The sequence below is a fragment of the Lysinibacillus sp. NPDC093712 genome (assembly GCF_050280025.1).
Lineage (GTDB): Bacteria > Bacillota > Bacilli > Bacillales_A > Planococcaceae > Lysinibacillus.
Map to the genome: position 1 here is coordinate 1 of NZ_JBNNUU010000007.1, position 18,871 is coordinate 18,871.

General features: G+C 31.6%; 15 protein-coding genes and 3 pseudogenes. 7 read left to right on the forward strand and 11 right to left on the reverse strand.

From position 1 onward, the window contains the following. Window positions 1-915: 915 nt before the first annotated feature. A complete protein-coding gene (locus tag ACQKNX_RS20060) occupies window positions 916-1,041 on the reverse strand; it encodes a hypothetical protein (RefSeq protein ID WP_427430387.1) in 126 nt (41 codons plus the stop codon). Window positions 1,042-1,624: 583 nt separating this feature from the next. On the opposite strand from ACQKNX_RS20060, the gene ACQKNX_RS20065 reads away from it, so the two are divergent. Next, window positions 1,625-2,710, forward strand: coding sequence for a DNA cytosine methyltransferase (locus ACQKNX_RS20065; RefSeq protein WP_427430388.1), 1,086 nt, complete (start codon window positions 1,625-1,627; stop codon window positions 2,708-2,710). Between the two features lie 67 nt (window positions 2,711-2,777). On the opposite strand, the gene ACQKNX_RS20070 is transcribed toward ACQKNX_RS20065, so the two are convergent. After that, window positions 2,778-3,683: a hypothetical protein gene (locus ACQKNX_RS20070; protein ID WP_427430389.1), complete on the reverse strand. Its 906-nt coding sequence runs from the start codon at window positions 3,681-3,683 to the stop codon at window positions 2,778-2,780. 71 nt (window positions 3,684-3,754) lie between these two features. On the opposite strand from ACQKNX_RS20070, the gene ACQKNX_RS20075 reads away from it, so the two are divergent. Both ACQKNX_RS20075 and ACQKNX_RS20080 read left to right on the forward strand, forming a co-directional pair. Further along, the gene (locus ACQKNX_RS20075) at window positions 3,755-4,165 is read left to right on the forward strand and encodes a hypothetical protein (protein ID WP_427430390.1); all 411 of its coding nucleotides are present in this window, start codon (window positions 3,755-3,757) and stop codon (window positions 4,163-4,165) included. Window positions 4,166-4,334: 169 nt separating this feature from the next. Continuing rightward, window positions 4,335-5,689, forward strand: a pseudogene (locus ACQKNX_RS20080) (IS3 family transposase). 34 nt (window positions 5,690-5,723) lie between these two features. Here ACQKNX_RS20080 and ACQKNX_RS20085 read toward each other — a convergent pair. After that, a pseudogene (locus tag ACQKNX_RS20085) lies at window positions 5,724-6,819 on the reverse strand (IS3 family transposase). Window positions 6,820-7,056: 237 nt separating this feature from the next. Here ACQKNX_RS20085 and ACQKNX_RS20090 point away from each other — a divergent pair. Next, a complete protein-coding gene (locus tag ACQKNX_RS20090; RefSeq protein ID WP_427430391.1) occupies window positions 7,057-7,242 on the forward strand; it encodes a helix-turn-helix transcriptional regulator in 186 nt (61 codons plus the stop codon). An 835-nt stretch (window positions 7,243-8,077) separates the two neighbouring features. Here ACQKNX_RS20090 and ACQKNX_RS20095 read toward each other — a convergent pair. Then, window positions 8,078-8,794 (reverse strand): HNH endonuclease, encoded by a 717-nt coding sequence (locus tag ACQKNX_RS20095; RefSeq protein ID WP_427430392.1) that lies wholly within the window; start codon window positions 8,792-8,794, stop codon window positions 8,078-8,080. An 884-nt stretch (window positions 8,795-9,678) separates the two neighbouring features. Here ACQKNX_RS20095 and ACQKNX_RS20100 point away from each other — a divergent pair. The 3 genes and pseudogenes from ACQKNX_RS20100 to ACQKNX_RS20110 all read left to right on the forward strand — a co-directional run. Continuing rightward, a pseudogene (locus ACQKNX_RS20100) lies at window positions 9,679-9,732 on the forward strand (Arm DNA-binding domain-containing protein); the annotation flags it as partial. A 111-nt stretch (window positions 9,733-9,843) separates the two neighbouring features. Beyond that, window positions 9,844-10,071, forward strand: coding sequence for a hypothetical protein (locus ACQKNX_RS20105; protein ID WP_427430393.1), 228 nt, complete (start codon window positions 9,844-9,846; stop codon window positions 10,069-10,071). A 122-nt stretch (window positions 10,072-10,193) separates the two neighbouring features. Next, window positions 10,194-10,742, forward strand: a complete 549-nt coding sequence (locus ACQKNX_RS20110) for a site-specific integrase (RefSeq protein ID WP_427430521.1) — start codon at window positions 10,194-10,196, stop codon at window positions 10,740-10,742. A gap of 730 nt (window positions 10,743-11,472) precedes the next feature. On the opposite strand, the gene ACQKNX_RS20115 is transcribed toward ACQKNX_RS20110, so the two are convergent. The 7 genes from ACQKNX_RS20115 to ACQKNX_RS20145 form a co-directional block, all read right to left on the reverse strand. After that, the gene (locus ACQKNX_RS20115; protein WP_427430394.1) at window positions 11,473-12,885 is read right to left on the reverse strand and encodes a hypothetical protein; all 1,413 of its coding nucleotides are present in this window, start codon (window positions 12,883-12,885) and stop codon (window positions 11,473-11,475) included. A 59-nt stretch (window positions 12,886-12,944) separates the two neighbouring features. After that, complete coding sequence (locus ACQKNX_RS20120) at window positions 12,945-13,526, reverse strand: tyrosine-type recombinase/integrase (RefSeq protein ID WP_427430395.1); 582 nt, start codon at window positions 13,524-13,526, stop codon at window positions 12,945-12,947. 272 nt (window positions 13,527-13,798) lie between these two features. Further along, complete coding sequence (locus ACQKNX_RS20125; protein ID WP_427430396.1) at window positions 13,799-14,542, reverse strand: hypothetical protein; 744 nt, start codon at window positions 14,540-14,542, stop codon at window positions 13,799-13,801. A 197-nt stretch (window positions 14,543-14,739) separates the two neighbouring features. Continuing rightward, window positions 14,740-16,005: a hypothetical protein gene (locus tag ACQKNX_RS20130; RefSeq protein ID WP_427430397.1), complete on the reverse strand. Its 1,266-nt coding sequence runs from the start codon at window positions 16,003-16,005 to the stop codon at window positions 14,740-14,742. A gap of 88 nt (window positions 16,006-16,093) precedes the next feature. Beyond that, window positions 16,094-16,915 (reverse strand): DUF5677 domain-containing protein, encoded by an 822-nt coding sequence (locus ACQKNX_RS20135; RefSeq protein WP_427430398.1) that lies wholly within the window; start codon window positions 16,913-16,915, stop codon window positions 16,094-16,096. Window positions 16,916-17,257: 342 nt separating this feature from the next. Continuing rightward, window positions 17,258-17,527, reverse strand: coding sequence for a hypothetical protein (locus tag ACQKNX_RS20140; RefSeq protein ID WP_427430399.1), 270 nt, complete (start codon window positions 17,525-17,527; stop codon window positions 17,258-17,260). Window positions 17,528-17,861: 334 nt separating this feature from the next. Next, window positions 17,862-18,851: a hypothetical protein gene (locus ACQKNX_RS20145; protein WP_427430400.1), complete on the reverse strand. Its 990-nt coding sequence runs from the start codon at window positions 18,849-18,851 to the stop codon at window positions 17,862-17,864. Between the last annotated feature and the right edge of the window lie 20 nt (window positions 18,852-18,871).

Sequence of the window (18,871 nt, forward strand, 5' to 3'; positions counted from 1 at the left end):
CATTCGAATTCATGGGACACTAGGCTATTTAACTCCAGTGGAATTCAAGCAACAGACCTTATAATTTTTGTCCAGTTTAGTGTTGACATACCAATATACATCATTCAAAGGAAGTTTTGTTAACTCTTGAATTTTCTTTTGATATATTAATTTTTCAGATTCACTACATCTAATTTTGGCTTAATTGAAACTATACCTTTGCATTTCTACTTTTTTTGAAGTAGAATTAGAGCATGTTAAGCGCTCATATTTATTTATATTAGGTACTACTAAACTAATGCGTTGATACTAACGTGTCTTCAAACAATTAGTATATAGGAGAGTGTTCTTAGCGCTCTCCTTTTTATTTTGTCTATAGCTCACATAAAATCTCGTAAGCTCTCTTCTACTTCCTTAACATTCAATTCTAAATATTGCATTACAGCTAAATTACTGTGTCCTAGCGCTTTACTAGTTAAAGGAATACTTTCTCTTTTTTCTAATATACTCTTTGCATAAGCTCTCCTAATGGCATGTGCATAAATAGTCTTATACCAAACTTTTTCGAATACTTATTCATTTGCTTTATAATGGTACAGTTCGTTGAATTAGACGTACTCATAGATAAACCATTTTGGGTTATAAACATACTTTGAATAATAACCTTGTACTTGTTACGAATCTTTTTGTTGTGTCTCCTATGTAGCTATAACATCTCTAGCAACTCATTATCTATCTAGTCGTATCTTCAATATCTTATGATTCTTTAATGTTGAGCCATCTAAATTCAAACACTTACGTTAAATATCAATTTGCCGCTCCTTCAGCTCACATACAGTATGGATTCGATTACCAGTGCGATATCGCTGTAACATCTCTAAGCCCTAAATGTTAATTTATCAAAGAAATGAACTAGCTTTGTTGATATATTTATAACTATGAATTGTGTGCCGATCTATTGCCAGCAATGTTCACTTGCTTAAATATAACTTCCAATGCGTAAGTAATCGGTATCCAATGATCATACTTCACTTTAAGATGGATATGCTGTGCTTTCCCCATAGAAAAAATGCTTCCTGCTTTTGTCCAAACAAAAAACCTCCTATTCATCGTGTGAATAAGAAAGTTTATAAACGTAAGTATTCAATTAAATTTACCCTTAAAAAAGAAAAAAGTTAGGGAGTCTTTTTGAAAGTCTAACACCTTCAACTATTTACCCAAACTCTGATAAACTTTGATTTAACAGTATTACTACAGTATTACTACTGCTAAACATCTTGTAAGGAGACGGCGGGAGTCGACCCTTCAGTCTAATAAATGTATGATAATCAGAGTTTTTAAGGTTATTTAGCTACTAATGAAATTAATTGACTACCTTAGATAAGAAATGTATTGCGGGGACGAAATAATTAGATCTACTAATTCAGTCTTTGAGGACAGTACCTAAGTTTTTCTTTATTAACAGGCTATTGATCTTAAAAGAAATTGTATAGAAATAGTTGAAATGTACTTTGAATTAATTTGTTTTTAATTATATCTCAGTATAAATAAATAGCTGTTAAACTAATTTTATATTAAAATATACTTTATCGTATTTTTTAATCCATATACATTTGAATTGAAAAATATATCAGGAGGAATATAAATGCAATTAGAGTTATTTGAAGAAATAGCACATAATTTTCAAGAATTTAACAATAAACATAGAATTACAAATTATGTCGACACTTTTAACGTAGATAAATCTGGCGATAAGTTTACTGTTTTATCACTATTTTCAGGTTGCGGAGGACTTGACCTTGGTTTTAAAGGTGGATTTGAGTTTTTGTCTAAAAAATATCCAAAAAACAATTTTGAAATTATCTGGGCTAATGAAATTGTTGAAAAAGCTGCCGAGACATATAAGCATCATTTTGGTGAGCATATTGTTTGTGAAGATGTCAATAATGTACCCTCTGAAAAATTTCCTAAAGCAGATATAGTAATTGGTGGGTTTCCATGTCAAGATTTTAGTCTAGCAGGGAAAAGACAAGGGTTATCTGTTGAACGAGGTAGATTATATTTACAAATGAAGAGGGTTATTGATAGCGTTAAACCAAAAGCGTTTATTGCTGAAAATGTAAAAAATTTATTAATGATGGAAGATGGGTTAATTTTAAAAACTATAATAGAGGATTTTAAAGAAAGTGGTTATCAAGTTTATTTCCATTTATTCCATGCAGCTAATTATGGTGTGCCTCAAAATCGCGAAAGGGTAATTATATATGGAATACGTAATGACCTGAAAGGCGTAGAGACTTACTTACCCAAAGAAACACATTCTCAGGAAAATTGGGTTACCTCGTCACAAGCCATCGATGATTTATGGGATAAATTAGATGATCCAAAAGTTTATAATCATAGAACTAAAGATTATTCAAAAGCAAAATTTTATGAAGGTAAAAAAATGCAAGGAAATACAAGAATAAAAGCTGATAGTATTGCACCTACTATACGTTCTGAGCACCATGGTAATATTGAAGGTCATTATAGAACTATAGGCGATGATGAAAATGATATGATTACTTGGAGAAGATTATCTGTTAGAGAATGTGCTCGACTTCAATCTTTCCCTGATAATTTTGACTTCCCTTGCGCAGCATCAAGTGCATATAAGCAAATAGGAAATGCTGTACCCCCTGTATTAGCATGGCATATAGCAAGTGCTCTTTATTATTCTTTAACTAAATAAAGCAATATATACAGAGGTGGATGAAGTCTTTCAACCACCTCTTTATCTATATTATTCTTCCCATTATTTAATCTGTACTTTTTTCATATTCTATTTCAGTTTTTAATTTATTTAATAATTGTTTTTGTTCTAAATGGCTTAATTTTTCGTATCTCTCCAATAAATTTATAGTGAATTTTTTTATTGTATGGTTAAACCAAGAAACTTTCTTTTTAGTATTAGGTATTGCAATTACATCTAACCATCTATTCACTAATACATTTTGCCAATCATTAATAAGTTCCTGTTTTTTATCTATCAGATCCTTAGGATACTTTATTTTTAGACTTTCAGTATCATTATTAATAAATTCGTCGTTCCAATCCAATATAGTTTTAAAAGAAACTGATGGGCGAGGACTTCTATCAGGAAACTGCATGTTTTCATTTACTGCACATAAGTATCTTCCAATAGTTACATTAAAACTCTTATTTGTATGTTTTACAAAAATAACCCATTCATCACCCTGTATTTGCTGAACACTTGAACCAGGAATACTATTATCTTTCGTTGATTTTAATTCTAACGGCACTAGGTAACTACTTTCTCCATCTGTAACTATTAATAACAAATCCGGATGAGTATAAACAACATTTGGTCTACGTAAATGAATTTTTAATCCTTCTGTAATTTCATTGGGTAAAAGAATCCTTGATACTTTAAAATTGAAATAATATTTATACTCATAAGATGATAAAAGGTTTTCATCTTGATCGTATAACTCAAGTGTTTTATTATGTAAGTTATTCGGAATACTATTAAATTTTGTTTGTAAAATATTTTTTATAGATTCTTTTAGAGGTCTATCAGTATTAGCTTCATCAGAATGGAATGTAACTTTTTTTAATTCTTCAAGGCAAAACTGATTTAAGTAACGTTCTAATTCAAAAAAATAGATATTTAAAAATACACTTATTTGATCTTTAGGAATCAAATTTAAAACCACCTTTCTATATATAAATTATATAATAGAAAAATAGTAATAAATAGAGGGGAATGAAAAATATGGACGATTGTATAATAGTTAGCATAAAACCTAAATATAAACGCTTATTATTCTCTAAAGAGAAAATTCATGAGTTCAGGAATGTTATACCAAAAAAAAATGTGAAATATATATGTGTCTATGAAACATCACCTATTAAAGAATTAAGTTATGTTTTAGTAGTAGATCAACCAATTGTATTACCAAATATGATTCTAGAAGATACCTATGGTAAAGAAAGATTTAATAGTGGTGAAATGAATTGTAAAATAGCTTATCCAATTAACAACATATATGAATTTAACCCGATTAGTTTAGAGGATTTAAAAAGTAATTTTGATTTCATAATACCTCAGTCATTTATATACTTGGATTCAATTCCTAAATTAAAATTATACTTGAACAACGTTGAAGTTACGAATATATGGTAATTATTATAAACTCAATAGAAATTTAATTTATCACCGTTAAAGGGAAGAACCTATATAAAAGAATAAACTATTCTCTTTCAAGCTTGTCGGTAACATTAAAACCCTAAAAACGAGCGTGAACTGCACCCCAATTGTTAGACACATCTAACAATTGGAGGTGCATTTTTTTATAGCTAAATATACTGCAGAGGAAAAATTACAAGCAGCTTTACGATACTTAGAAGGCAAAGAAAGTTCACATGAAATTGCTAAATCGATTGGGACAGATAATAAGGCAATTCTTAATTGGGCTAAGCAATATGAGTATAACGGTGTAGAAGCATTTATAAAATCGTATACAAACTATACAGCACAGTTTAAACTAGACGTACTAAACTTCATGATTGAAAACGGTACCTCCTTACTTGAAACAGCGGCAATCTTCCAAATAGCTGCCCCATCCACGATTCTGAAGTGGAGAAAACAATTCGAAACAAAAGGATTAGATGCCCTTCAATCAAAGAAAAAGGGGCGTCCATCCATGAAAAAAGAAACGAATAAACAAACAAAACAAGCACCGGTAGAAGGCTCACCTGAAGCACTTCAAGCAGAAATCGACCGTCTACGCATGGAGAACGAGTATTTAAAAAAGTTGAACGCCTTAGTTCAAGCCAAGGAAACATCACCAAAGAAGACAAAGTAAAGATCATCTATGAATTAAGGCATAAATACTCGGTGAAGGCACTTGTCGCATTCGCACAGATTCCACGTAGTACGTATTATGACTTAGTGAAGAAACTGAATCGTCCAGATCCAGATACCGACTTAAAGGCCGAAATTCAATCCATCTATAACGAACATGAAGGCCGTTATGGATACCGTCACATTCGTGATGAACTCGCAAATCGTGGACGAAGAGTGAATCATAAGAAGGTACAACGTATCATGAAAACACTTCGTTTAAAGAGCGTAGTCAGAATGAAAAAGTATAAATCATATAAAGGGACAGTCGGTAAAATCGCACCAAATATTTTAGACCGCAATTTTACAGCTGAAGCCCCTAATGAAAAGTGGGTAACAGATATTTCAGAGTTTAAATTGTTTGGTGAAAAACTCTATTTATCCCCTGTTCCAGACTTATTTAACGGAGAAATTTTTACTTACACAATAGGTCATCGACCAACGTATTCACTTGTTTCAGAAATGTTGGAGAAAGCATTAGAGAAGTTACCAGAGGAAGGCTAATTATTGATGCATTCCGATCAAGGCTGGCATTATCAAATGAAGGAATACCGTCACGCACTTGAATCAAGAGGCATTGTGCAAAGTATGTCACGTAAAGGCAACTGTTATGACAACTCGGTGATGGAGAATTTCTTTGGGATTTTGAAATCGGAATTTCTTTATTTAAAGGAGTTTGAAAGTGTTGAGCATTTTAAATTGGAACTCGAAAACTATATTACGTATTACAACACGAAACGAATTAAGGCAAAATTAAAACTGAGTCCGGTACAATACCGAACTCAGTTTACCCAAGCTGCCTAAATGAAATAACCGTGTCTAACTTTTAGGGGTCACTTCAATTGTTATAATAGCTTATATAGTCTTTGACGGTTTGCTCTACGATGGCTGTCGTAGTATTTCTCAAATCGTCTAAGTAGAACGTTTCAGACTTTAACACAGAATGGAACAATTCGATTGGGGCATTATCAGCGGGCGTTCCTTTACGGGACATGCTCATGGTAATGCCTTTTGTTTTTACAGCCTGTTGATAGTCATACGATGTGTACACCGCCCCTTGGTCACTGTGCAACGTACACCCTTCGGGCAAATGATGAAGTTGGGCTAATGTATGCAGCACAAAATCAGTATCTTGGCAGTCACCAATCGAATAGGCAATAATTTCACCATTATATAAATCTTGAATACTTGAAAGATACAACTGTTTCTGGCCAAATGGCAAGTAAGTAATATCAGTTACGAGCTGCTGTAACGGTGCTGTGGCTTCAAAATCGCGATTTAATAAATTCGCTGCGATCGCGTAAGGTTGTCCTGTTCGTTTCCGTTTTTTCACTTTCACGCGACATTGCCAACCATATTTTTGCATGATACGTTGAACAACTTTATGATTGACGCACATTTCTTGACGTAAGAGAGCTGTAATTTTTCTGTAGCCATAGCGAAATTTATTTGCACGACAGAGTTCACCGATACGTCTCTCTATTGCTTGACGCGACCTTGCATCGGTAGATGCTCGTTTCCAACGATAGTAGGTGGATCGGGCAATCTCAAAGTGTAGACAAATATCCTTTACAGACATCACGCCTCTTAGTGATGCAACTAACTGTACAGCTACTTCTCCAACCACTTCCTCTCCAACTCTGCGTACTTTTTTAGCACCTCAATTTGTTGCTTTAAATAACGGTTTTCCAAGGCTAATTTCGTTTGTTCATCGTCCGGTTCAGGACCCTTATTAAAGATATATTGTTTGCCTACAGGTTGTTTCAAACGATTGACTTCGCCATTTCTATACCAACGCACCCACGTTTCGACCTGTGTTTTATGGCGTATATTTAATTCCAATAAAATCGGTTTGGTTTGACAGGTACACCCGCTAATCGCATCTCAATCGCTTTCATTTTTACTTCATAGGGATAACTCACTCTTGTTCCCATAGAAAAAACACCTCCAAATTGAAATTTAAGTATCTATACCCGAATTTCAATCGAAGATGCTTTTTTTATTTGTCTATACCTACTGGGGTCAGTTCCCACAAAAGCAGAGTACTTTATTGTTTTTTATACTCTTTTGTTCAATTACAATGTTTTTACCCGTTCCTTGTTAAGGTTTACAATACCGTTCTTATAATAATGATGTCAGAGAAAACATTACAACTAGGAGGTTTTAATGGAATGGAGTTTTTAACAGTAAGGTCACTAGCCAACCTTATCGGCATGTCGGAACAAACTGCTTACAAGCTATTACGAGAAGGAGTAATTCCAGGACGTGTAAAGGTAGGTAAGTCTGTTCGCTTTAACAAAGAGGTTGTCATGGTTTGGTTACAGAATGGAGGGGCCGCAGATGATGGTAAAGACTGAAAATCTCTATAGCTTTTCACAAGCAGCTGAAATACTTGGGGTAAATATACAAAGCTTTTTGAACTTACAGCTTCCCCTTACGTGAAGGTGATGTTTAATGATTAGCGTAGAGCAGACTAGCACGAATACTAAACTACTTTAATATAAGTTTTACGGAACAAGCTGTTCTTAGTTTCATACAACGTGGAATATTAGAGAAAGCCCCTCGTATTGATAGTGGGTATCACTCACGTTTTAGTAAGTATAATTACAGTGTAAACAAGGATAGCTTAGTACGTTTCTTATTGGATCATGGGGCTACTGAAAAAGAAGTAAACGATAACTTATCAGCATTAGCTATTTAAATTAAAATTCGACCGCTCTCCAATATTTTGACAAAGAGCGGTAATACATAATAAAATTCCATATCTGCTTTAATCGTGGTTTTTACTAAGAGAACACGTTAAAAACTAGCCCGTCTAACAAACGGTGGCGGGATTACCGCATAGTTTTATAGCATTCCCTAGATTTATACCATCGCAGAGCCTTTGGCTGGTGGCCTGACAGAGTTATTTAGAATATACGTGATAAAGCTGCACCTAGGCACGTTGAATATCATGAAGATACCTCAGGATTAGTCCTCAATATCGACATCCCCCTTTATGGGGGGGTGGTATGTTTCCTCAAATTAGCACCATAACCCAACCATTAACCCAATAAATTAAAATAAAAATCGAGCCTGCGAGCTCGGTGAGCGTAGCGAACGAAGACTAGAATAATTCTAGTCTACAACCATGTTGAGTTAAAAGGTTATAGAAACATTGCATTAATTTTAAATAAAAGTTAAACCTATCTTTTAGTCCCCACGCTTCATAGACAATTCTAACCTTTGGCTCAACCTTTCAGGAGATGGGTAGTCACTTTTATTCTTAGGTAAACGAATGTTACCAAAATCAATTCTAGTTTTTCTGTCTACTATAAATATCTCACCATTTGATTTAACGTAAATATTCCCGTCTTCGTATAATTTGTCATGAATTTTACATAGGCAAATACCATTATTCACTGTATCATCCGCACATAAATGGGCTGGATATATATGAGCAGCCACTAAAATTGAAATATCATCTTTCTCACACATAGCACATTGGTTATCATATGCAGAAAGTATCTTAGTTCTAAAACTATTGTCTCTAATTATTGTTCTACTTACTTTTTCTATGTATTCCCTACCTTCAGGATATAGCCTTCTAGCATTAATTGATTCTTTTGACTCAAGTTCGACTGTTCCATCTTCTTTAACAATTGCCGCTGGTAAGAGATTATATCTATTTTTTGTTAAATCTAAAAAGCCCATTGTACCTTTTTTCTCATCGAACAAAATTTGTACTCTGATTTCTCCTCTATTATGTTCATCAAAAGAGAGCAAAATTGGATAAACATTTTCGTCTGTTAATCTATCTAAATACTCTTCGTTTAGTTGACGATTTCTATCTTCTCTAATAGCAGCATTATTTGCTTCAATTAAAAGTTTCTTCGTAAAATATTTACCCTTACTATCAATGTAATGCATAAAATCCCCTCACTGTTCCTGATTATTTATCCCTTTATTAAATAGGCTCTCTGATTTTTGCTGTACTTCTTTAGTACGCTATCCACTCATCTCCGAAGATATTGGCATTATTTACAAAATTAACCAATAAAAAAATATACCTACATCCACTCCAATTATTAGGGATAAAACTTCTACATATTATTTAATTTGGAATAAACCTATGGTTATACTACCAAATATTTTGAACCAATACTAGAGAACTATTAGAAACATCCCCCTTGATTAGAAAAATATGTACAAAATAAATTAGAGTTTTAATATAGACAATCCTAAACAATATATCGCAACTATCCCCTACCATGTTCCGACTACTAAATTACAAAACATATGTGGGGGTATTTTTATTGGAATTAGAAACGTTGAATATTTTTAAAAAATACGGTATTAAGTACAATGCAACGAGCTATTAATAACTATCAACCGAAGGAATGGTTGAGCTTAAAAGAGGGAGCTTCATATGCTGGGGTTAGTTATAACACGTTCATCAATTGAGAGAAATGGGGTTAGAAGTGATAGAAATTGATGGTATAAAACGGGTTTCAAAATCAACAATAGATTCCTTTTTTCATCAACATAGTTCTTAAATACTAAGCGGGGAAACAAAATATTTTATAATTAAGCTATGACGCTGATACTATCATGTCATGGCTTTTATATTATAATATAGACTTAATGCTACGTATTACTAACTTAGAATTATTCCTCTATAAATCTTGCCCTCACAAGAGTAAGAATGAAAATCATGACCAAGAAAAAAGTATCACCAATCAAAAGCTACAAGCTAAAAAAATGGAGAGCTACGATACGAGTTCCCTGCTTATTTAGGTGTTGATGCACTAACAGGTAAGCAGAAGCGCACTATTAAGCGAGGTTTTAAAACATGTAAGGAGGCTTAATTAGCATTAGCTCGTCTTAAGTTAGCTGTTGCGAATGGTACGTACCAACAAGAACGTGCTGAAACGTACCAAGATGTTTACGACTTATGGGTAAAACAATATGAGAAGACTGTGGAAGAAAGCACATATGTAAAAACAACTGGTGTCTTTAAGAATCTTATTTCACCTTCGATGGGTGCTTATAAAATTGAAAAGATACATGTCGTTGTATGTCAGAAACATGTGGATGAATGTGCGTCGAAGTTAAAGAAGTTTCGCATGGTAAAAGCATATGCCGCTAAGGTACTGGACTTTGCTATTAAGCGTGCTATATACAAACAAATCCAATTGCACATGTAGATTTGACCGCTAACACTTCTAAAAAGGCTATAGAAGCAGAGATGATAATGAGAACTTCTACACACGTGAGCAGCTTATTGAGTTCCTAACATGCTTAGAGCGTGAAAGTAACCACAAGGCGTATGTCCTATTTCGCTTACTCGCTTTCAGTGGCATGCGTAAAAGGTGAAGCCCTGGCTCTCACATGGAATGACCTAAACTTCACAACAAACGAACTGCGCATCAACAAGGCCCTTTCACGAGGTAAAGATAGTAGACTATATATAAAATCTACGAAAACAGGTGCTGCACGTACAATTAAAATGGACGACAAGACAATGGCTGTTTTAAAAGAGTGGAAGCAAAAGCAAGATTATTTAGTGCTTGGCTTCAATACACTGCAGCGAAAACAACTTGTATTTAGTAATGAACACAACGAATACATGCAGCCTACAAAAACTCGTAAGTGGATTATACATGCTCAGAATAAATACCAGCTAGGCACAATCACAACACATGGTTTACGTCATACGCATTGCTTATTGCTATTTGAAGCGGGTGCTAGTTTGAAGGAAGTACAAGTTAGTTTAGGTCACACTGAAGTAAAAATAACAATGGATATTTACACACACGTTACACAGAAAGCAAAAGATGAAGCAATTTTAAAGTTTGCCAGCTACATTGAAATCTAATGGGTGACTACGTTTTTGACTACGTTCGATTGATACTCATTGAAACTAGATGATATAGACAAAAAGAAAAAACCCTTGATATACAAGGGTTTTGACACTGTATGAAATCATATGATTTCGAAATATGGAGACGGCGGGAGTCGAACCCGCGTCCAAAGACTCCAATACTTCAGCTTCTACGCGTGTAGTTTGCCTATTTAGGATTCACGTAACATTGCCGACCTTAGAGCCACAAGCGATTGAGAACTATCCATATTTCTATATTCAACAATTTTCTCCACTAGGGAGTATTACATATTTACGAACTTGGTTCAAAGACCTTACTAATTCCATTGTATATCAATTGATTCTCAAATGGAATCGTTTCGTTAGTAACTTCAATTCAGGTGAGTATAACAGGTAACTTATTAATAAAAAAGATACTCTACCTCAATATCAGAAAACCAAGCTCTCATAATGTTATTTTGTCTGGACACTCATTGGAATTCAAATTATTATTTGGCTATCACAAGAATGCTAACAACATTCTTTAACCTTACAATGGTCTTCAGCAATACTTAATCTACTTACTAAACATAATAATTTTTAAAGGAATGTATCTTTCAAGGCTAGATACATATCTTATTTTTAAACTCATCAAAGGATTCTTCAAGCAGTGCAAGAGAGCAAGTCAAAATAGACTGCATCAGATTCATAAAGGGGTTTGTGACCTATCAAATTGATACCTGATTTAACCGTCATTACAATCATTAAGTATCTCAAAGACTTCCTTATACTCGTTTAAATCGACATTGGGAACAATCATTATTTTATCTTTGTTACTACAAATTATCCGTCTACATATTGATTGATACCTATAGCCATTCGCTCTGGAACTATCATTAGACCTTGACTCCATGCTTGATTTTAAGTTATAAAGAGCATAATTTATTTTTCCGATGCATTCGCTATCCCATTCTAAATAATTGAAGCAACGTTCTATACGTTCAGATTCTTCAGACCGTAACCTCCTATAATTATTATATTGTGAGGTTGCGTCTGTGTGAAAGAACCAACTTGATAATTCAAAAATATATTTTTTGAACACTTCTTTACTGTTAAGTACCCGCAAATTTCTTTCATCTTGTTCAAAAGAATCAATTAGTTCAAGAGTTTTATAATTTATGATTTTATCAATGTCCACATGTTCCCTATATTTTTCTAAAACTTCAACTAAAATAACCCAAAATATTTTCTTGAAATCATATGTATTATCATATGGCTCTTTTAGCCACTTTGATAAATCATTCATAATAAACTTGGGGTTGAGCGCAATTGACATTTCGAGTAATCGAGGATAATAGTTATAGAAGTTAAAGAAATATCTCGCATCATTTGAAATGACTTCTACTATGCCATCCCTCACATCTTCATGACTCGATTCTAATATATCATCCCAAAATTTTGTATTTGCATCATTGACTAATTCCCTTCCTACTGCAACCTTCACTAGATTTTTAAATAGTTCTTGGAAGAATTCTTTAGAATTTTTATTATAAATTACATTTACATCATTAATTATTGCATTCACTGTCGCTGGTTTAACTATCTCTGGATATCTATAATATTTATATAGATTTTCTAATTCCCTTAATAAGTATTCCTCACCACCCAGAACATAGAATTTACTTAAATTATCAATTAAATAATTCCAGAAACACTCTACTGTTGCGTTATCAATTGTTATATTCTTTTTCGCATGAGCGCAATCATTTCTGATATTTCTCCAATAATTGTAAGCCACTTTAATCTGTTCTCCATTTGTGAAATGTAAAATTGCCATATCTGTTTTATTTTTTTCATCTACACAAGATGCTTCCACAATTGTATTCAAATGACTTTCCCAAATTTCATCATTTTTTAATTTTTTAATAATTTCATTCTCCCAAAACTTCGGGTTACGTTTAACAAGTTCTTTACCATAAGTACATCCCAAAATTCTATTTCGGATAATAGTTTTAAAGGAAAGGTAAGACATAATAAAAGCTGATTTATATGCTCCAATTTTGTAGCAACGGACAGATTCTTCAAAAAATTCATTAGCTGTGTCTGATTCCTTAAATGGCTGCGTTTCCTCAGCCCATTTTTCAATTCGTAGTTTCATAGATATTCCCTCCATATATAGTGATTACATGTACCATAAATGTATATTTTTTCACCTCACTAGAAGAACGATAGGCTTTTAATACTATTTTCTATTGACTCTTCTGTAATACCAATATAACGCAATGTAGTCTTTTGTGAGCTATGATTAAATATTTCCATGAGTGTTGCTACATCTTTCGTTGCTTGATAGTATGTGTAACCGAATGTCTTACGCATCGTATGTGTTCCTATTGAATGGTTGCCTATCATATCACCAGCTTTAGTAATAATGCGATACGCTTGTGTCGTTGTGATATGACTATCACCTTTACGACTAGGGAACAAATAAATTGCATCAAATGGCAATGTTTCAATATAATCTGCAATATCAGCCATTAAATTGTTCAAATAAACCGTTCTCTCCTTCTTTGTTTTACCTTCACGAATCTTGAATGAAGATTTACCTTTCACTTGTTCCACTTTCAAAGCCACTAAGTCACCACAACGTAAGCCTGTGGAGATTCCTAGCTTAAATAATAGCTGGTCACGTAATCCATTTTGTGACATTCCTAATGCTTCGATTAATTCATTAATTTCTTGTTTACTTTTTATGGGTTGTACATCAATCAACATGCCTTTCTTTTCATTCAAATTAGCCATGATTTTACCCCCTTTTCAATGTATGCTATTTTAATTAATTTTAAAATACCATACATACAATAGAGTATCAATATAAGAATGGCTTCATATCAACATTTCATATGTATGCTAATTTCGAAAAGCATACATTAGTTAACAGTTCCTACTATCATAAATAAAAAATTAAACAAACAAAAATCCCTATGACATTCATAGAGATTTAATAATTTTTTTAATCAACTACTTCTTTTAGAAAAATAGCACTCTGGATTTTCTATATCTCATTACGAATATCAAGTCCGTTTGCTGTTAATGACAACAAATATGTAGTTCAAAATTATACCAATTACAAACAAGTTAATTATTTTATTTATAATAACTTGCAATATTTGAAAAACATATATATACGTATGCTCACCAATAATCGAGATATATTCGGTATATTTTGCACCAATCGGCAAAGTATTTGAGATAATTATACTTAAATAAAAACTCTCTAAGAAACTCAAATCATCAATATTTTCAATAGGAGCAAAAAACATACTATATATAAATGAAAAAACTAAATCAGGTACTATGGAAATAAACATAATCCCAAAACAAATAAATGCTACAATCCTTAAATTCAAAACATTTATTTCCGTTGCTAATTGTTTAATTTTTAAAACTAAAGATAATATATTTCTACATATACCGTAAAGTAATATTAAAGCGAATAACCAACAAAAAAAGATAATCAGAGGAACTGATTGATTATATTTTGTATTAGTAATTAAATATACAACAACTAAAACCCCAAAATAGAAAAATACTATTTGTAACCAAGGAATAGAGAGCTTATATGCTATCCAATCGCCTATATTATTAAATTCAACTTTAAAATTAATGACATCACAATATATTAAAGAAACTAATACAACCAAACTAATTAATATTAAAAATGATGGTTTACTAATTGAGTACAATGGGTTTGAAATAGCTAATAATGCCAACATAACTGATATAAAAAAATTACTTTTAATAAAAGATAGATTCATCACTTACTCCTTAAAATAGTTACTTCCAAGAGATTTTCCACATCGTTTATGTAATATATCACCAGTTAAAACTAAAAGAAACTGAAGTTTTTCCTACATTTCAACCCAAAATGAATTTCTCTACTAGGAATAATAGATATTTCAAATATTTTTAATCTGTATTATGCGTCAATCACTCAAAATAAAAATTGAAGTTATTATGAATTAAGAATCTTCTCTAACTTATCAAACTCTACATTTATTATCTCAAAATTGGTATTTATATTATTCTCTCTTACTGCTTTTCTTCTAAACTCAATATCTTGATTCTGAATGCTCTCTATTTCTTTTATTAATCCCTCTTCCTCAAAAAATTCAGTAGTATTTATTTCGGGGATTGGATAAAACTCAAAAGTTTCTTTATGTAATATAAAACCCCTAATCTTAAACAACGTTATGAGTTCTTTTAGCTTTTTGTCATGTGATAAAAACAAGGGTATAAAATAAGAATTCTTTTTATTAGCGGTAATATTAAATTCCATAACCCTTGGAACCAAAAAATCCCATACTATATTTTCAATTTTCCATAGTAAATCCTTCTGTTTCCCCCCTTTATTAATTTTATTAAGCATCGCTACCGATTTTGGGTTTTTGAAATATTCGTAAGCGACAATCATTTCTCTTTCGTAGTAGATACCTACTTTCTCTATCATGTAATCAATGAGTTTTTTCATTTTGTTTTTTGGGCTTGCTTTACTTTCAAATTGAATTTGCCATATCCCAATTAAAAGTAATTTTATATTTTTATGAGTTTCTATAAATATTCTTAAACCATCTTTTTCTTTATAAATACTCTCAATTAGATAATCTGTATTTAATTGAGCCTCAATAGGAGTAATTTGAAACTCAATTTTTCTTTCATTTAAATATACTTGAGAGTTAATACTTTTAAATAGTTCTAAATGGTATAAATTTCTATATAAAGCTATATGACTTTCATTGGTAACCGAAAATTCTCTCTCACCGGCTAAAAATAAATTATGATAATTCTCGATTAAGTAGAATGTATAATCATAATTGAAATTATTTTTAAGCATGATATCTATAGTTTTATAAACACTTTCTTGCGTGAAATTAGGATTGTTTTGTTGATTTAAAAAGTCATCAATATAGCTTGTATAATTTGTATCTAACATTATTGAATAATCATATTTAATCTGTGTTTCTGGAAACTCTAACATATCATTTATAATTTCTTTATCTAAAAACAATATTTTTTCTGATTGAAAATAGGGAACAAAATCAGTATTTTCTTGGTTCAAGATATTAGTAAGCCCTTCAGGATAAATATCTTTTTCATAATTCTCCATTGTTATGATTAATCTAAAGTCTTTTGTTAAGTCTTCATAAATCTTCCAAGCTGCCATAACCTCTAAAGGATTTTCTGCATCAATCAACTCATATAATAATTCTCCCATTACCATTAATCTATTCCCTCCTATGATAAGTAATGTTTATATCCATTAGGGCTTAACAATTAATATTTCATTTCCCCAATCTCTCAATATTACGTTAGTAATTTCCCTTAAGTTTAATAACACCTTTAAATTTATATTTAAATTCTATTTTTTGATTGAATAGTTTTTTCTCTCTATCTAAACCATAGTATTTATATAATTTTCTAGTCAATTCAATTAAGGTTAACGAGCCATAAGTAATCACATGTTCAATATTTTTTTCTATTATATAAATAGATGAAATCTTTTCATCCGCTTCTTCAAATGCAAATTGTTTACCACCATCTTTAGCATGTGTTTCTGTAGAAAACAACTTAAACAGAAGATAATGCTCTTCACCTAATCCTAATGATTCACACAACTCTCTGAAATTATTATTCCCTTTCTCACTTTGATACCAGTTCTTCTTTTTTTTACCTACATATTCGGTAAACTTTTCATGCATTTCATTTACTTTATCCTCAAATTCTTCTATAAATTTCTCTTTAGAAATATTTAAAAACCGTCTTAATTCTATACTTTTTGCATCTTCTGCAATTATTCCTTGATATATATCTAATTCTTTCTTCTTGACAGAATAAAAATAAGCTTTAGACCTTTTAACAATATCTTTATCTTTTTCTAAAATATAGATTAAATATGCATGTGCTTCTAAAATCCCTCTTGCAATTGCCTCTATTCCGAAAAGTTTGTCTGCCTCTGCTAAATATAAAATAGAATCGAATCTTGATACAATACCATCAAATAATCCCAAGATTACGTAATCTTCTATATTAAAATCTTTTGGATATTTTAGACTAGTAAATTTTTTATCAAGAATTGTCTTCACTACAACATCAACTTGCTTTAATAGTTCCTTACTAAACTGGATATCCATATTTCCCTCCAAAAATATTCACCTCAATACTTGAGTAAAAATACAAACATTGTTTATAGCATCCTATTTCAAATAGGTTACCTTACATAAGTGAATCAATAAGACTATCATCTTTAAAGTATTTGAAATATTTACATGAGTAATTATTTATTGTCATCTATCCATTCCAGCATATGAATTCGATAAAAATTACCAACATATATTTTTTCATGTTTAGGATGAATCCGTTCATAAAGAAAGTCCTAGAAAGTTTGTGCCTTTCTGAATTAGCTATGTAAGTCCCTACTGACAAAAGTAACACAGATTGAATAGTCATATTCTTTATTCGCTAACCCACACATTTTAAATGCCCCTATTTACAACATCAACCATATAAATTAAATCGTTTATACCACTTCCGCTAAATCCAGCTTTAATTACTAATGCTCTCCCTAAAGCTACACCTATTCCAGCTTGAATCTCTTTAAAATTAACGCCCCATCTTTTTATAAATTTAAAATTTAAAACACTCATCATTACATTTGAAATAGAGGCTGCTTGTACTGCTTCTATTATAGGTAATTCACTATCTTTCTCTTCTCCAGCGAATATTGCTGATACACAATCGCCCACAATGTTAATTTATTACAAGTATTGAATATATTAACAATAGCTACAATTTCACTAATGTAAGCTCGATAAATTCTAGCAAGCGTTTTCGATTTTCGTCCTTGTGTCTTAATTAAGTCTGTAGAACCTCTCAAATCTATGAAGAAAGCCGCACATTTAACATATTTTCCATTTTTAAAAGTAAAATCTTCAACCTTTGGAATATCATCAGCTTCATCGTAAGTTATTGGTGAGTTTAATATATCATCCATTTTTTTAGACTTGCATCAAAATCAATTTTTTTTGTATTTGCTCGCATTTAGTTAGCATCCTTTCGTTTAAAACAATATTAATTTTTTCACTCAATAAATTTTTGTTCATAATGCTCAAATCTATCTTGGAAGCCTAACTGATTTAAAATATTACGTGCTTTTTTTAGTCCTTCTGCATTAGGTGAAAAGAGTTTAATATTTTGTTTTATAAGCTCATAAAATTCAACCTTTTTGTCTATTCTCCTCACTACATCTATAATGTCTGAATCCCAAGGCATCCCACCATTAGCGATTGGAAAACTAGAAAACCACTCTTCTATTAAATTATACGCTATATTTAAATTAAACTTTTTAGTATAAGGAACTAATCTCCAATAATATAATTTATTACTTTTCAAATCCAAATGTGTTTTTCCAATTTTGTCACCTAATTCAATAAGATACTTTATTTCTTCCAAAGCTTTTTCAAATTCAAAGGTTTTCAAATTATCTGATAGGAATTTTGCCCTTATGTTAAATTCTACTTCCGTCTTTTTGAATTCTATTTCCCTAACTTCGCTAGACCTCATTGCATCAAGTGATTGCTGTTGTTCTTTTAGTCTTTTTTCTTGTAATTCTATTTCTCCATCTTTAATCTGTAACTTTCTCTCTCTTTCTTCGATAGCAACTTCTCGCCTAACAACCGTTTCAAATCGTTGCATCATTGCCTCTGTTTGTTGTTTGGTTCCTTGTACTATCGAGTTAATTATGTCATTAACATTCAAATCTCCTGTACTATCAAATGAAAACATCGTTTTAACAACTTCAAATTCTTTTTGATTCTCGGATACTTCTTCATTCATACAATCTAAATAAAAATTCTGTTTGGCAAAACCTTCAAAGAAAGAATTTCCTTTTAGTCTTAATACAGATTCCCATCCAATTTCATCAGTTTTAAGATTTGCAGATAAATTACTATGGAATCGTTTTGTAACGAAGATTTCCCCTTCTTCAGCTAAATCTGTATGCTTACTTGCCATATTAGCTATTTTTCCAGCCCAAACTAAGTCTTTTGCTTCTTCTTCTTGGGCTTTCATTCCAACCTGTGTAAGTAAAA

What these genes read in the sequence shown, in the direction of transcription:
- ACQKNX_RS20060 (WP_427430387.1), bottom strand. Translation starts at nt 1,041, where the DNA reads ATGGGGAAAGCACAGCATATCCATCTTAAAGTGAAGTATGATCATTGG.
- ACQKNX_RS20065 (WP_427430388.1), top strand. Translation starts at nt 1,625, where the DNA reads ATGCAATTAGAGTTATTTGAAGAAATAGCACATAATTTTCAAGAATTT.
- ACQKNX_RS20075 (WP_427430390.1), top strand. Translation starts at nt 3,755, where the DNA reads ATGGACGATTGTATAATAGTTAGCATAAAACCTAAATATAAACGCTTA.
- ACQKNX_RS20090 (WP_427430391.1), top strand. Translation starts at nt 7,057, where the DNA reads ATGGAGTTTTTAACAGTAAGGTCACTAGCCAACCTTATCGGCATGTCG.
- ACQKNX_RS20095 (WP_427430392.1), bottom strand. Translation starts at nt 8,794, where the DNA reads ATGCATTACATTGATAGTAAGGGTAAATATTTTACGAAGAAACTTTTA.
- ACQKNX_RS20110 (WP_427430521.1), top strand. Translation starts at nt 10,194, where the DNA reads ATGTCCTATTTCGCTTACTCGCTTTCAGTGGCATGCGTAAAAGGTGAA.
- ACQKNX_RS20115 (WP_427430394.1), bottom strand. Translation starts at nt 12,885, where the DNA reads ATGAAACTACGAATTGAAAAATGGGCTGAGGAAACGCAGCCATTTAAG.
- ACQKNX_RS20120 (WP_427430395.1), bottom strand. Translation starts at nt 13,526, where the DNA reads ATGGCTAATTTGAATGAAAAGAAAGGCATGTTGATTGATGTACAACCC.
- ACQKNX_RS20125 (WP_427430396.1), bottom strand. Translation starts at nt 14,542, where the DNA reads ATGAATCTATCTTTTATTAAAAGTAATTTTTTTATATCAGTTATGTTG.
- ACQKNX_RS20130 (WP_427430397.1), bottom strand. Translation starts at nt 16,005, where the DNA reads ATGGTAATGGGAGAATTATTATATGAGTTGATTGATGCAGAAAATCCT.
- ACQKNX_RS20135 (WP_427430398.1), bottom strand. Translation starts at nt 16,915, where the DNA reads ATGGATATCCAGTTTAGTAAGGAACTATTAAAGCAAGTTGATGTTGTA.
- ACQKNX_RS20145 (WP_427430400.1), bottom strand. Translation starts at nt 18,851, where the DNA reads ATGAAAGCCCAAGAAGAAGAAGCAAAAGACTTAGTTTGGGCTGGAAAA.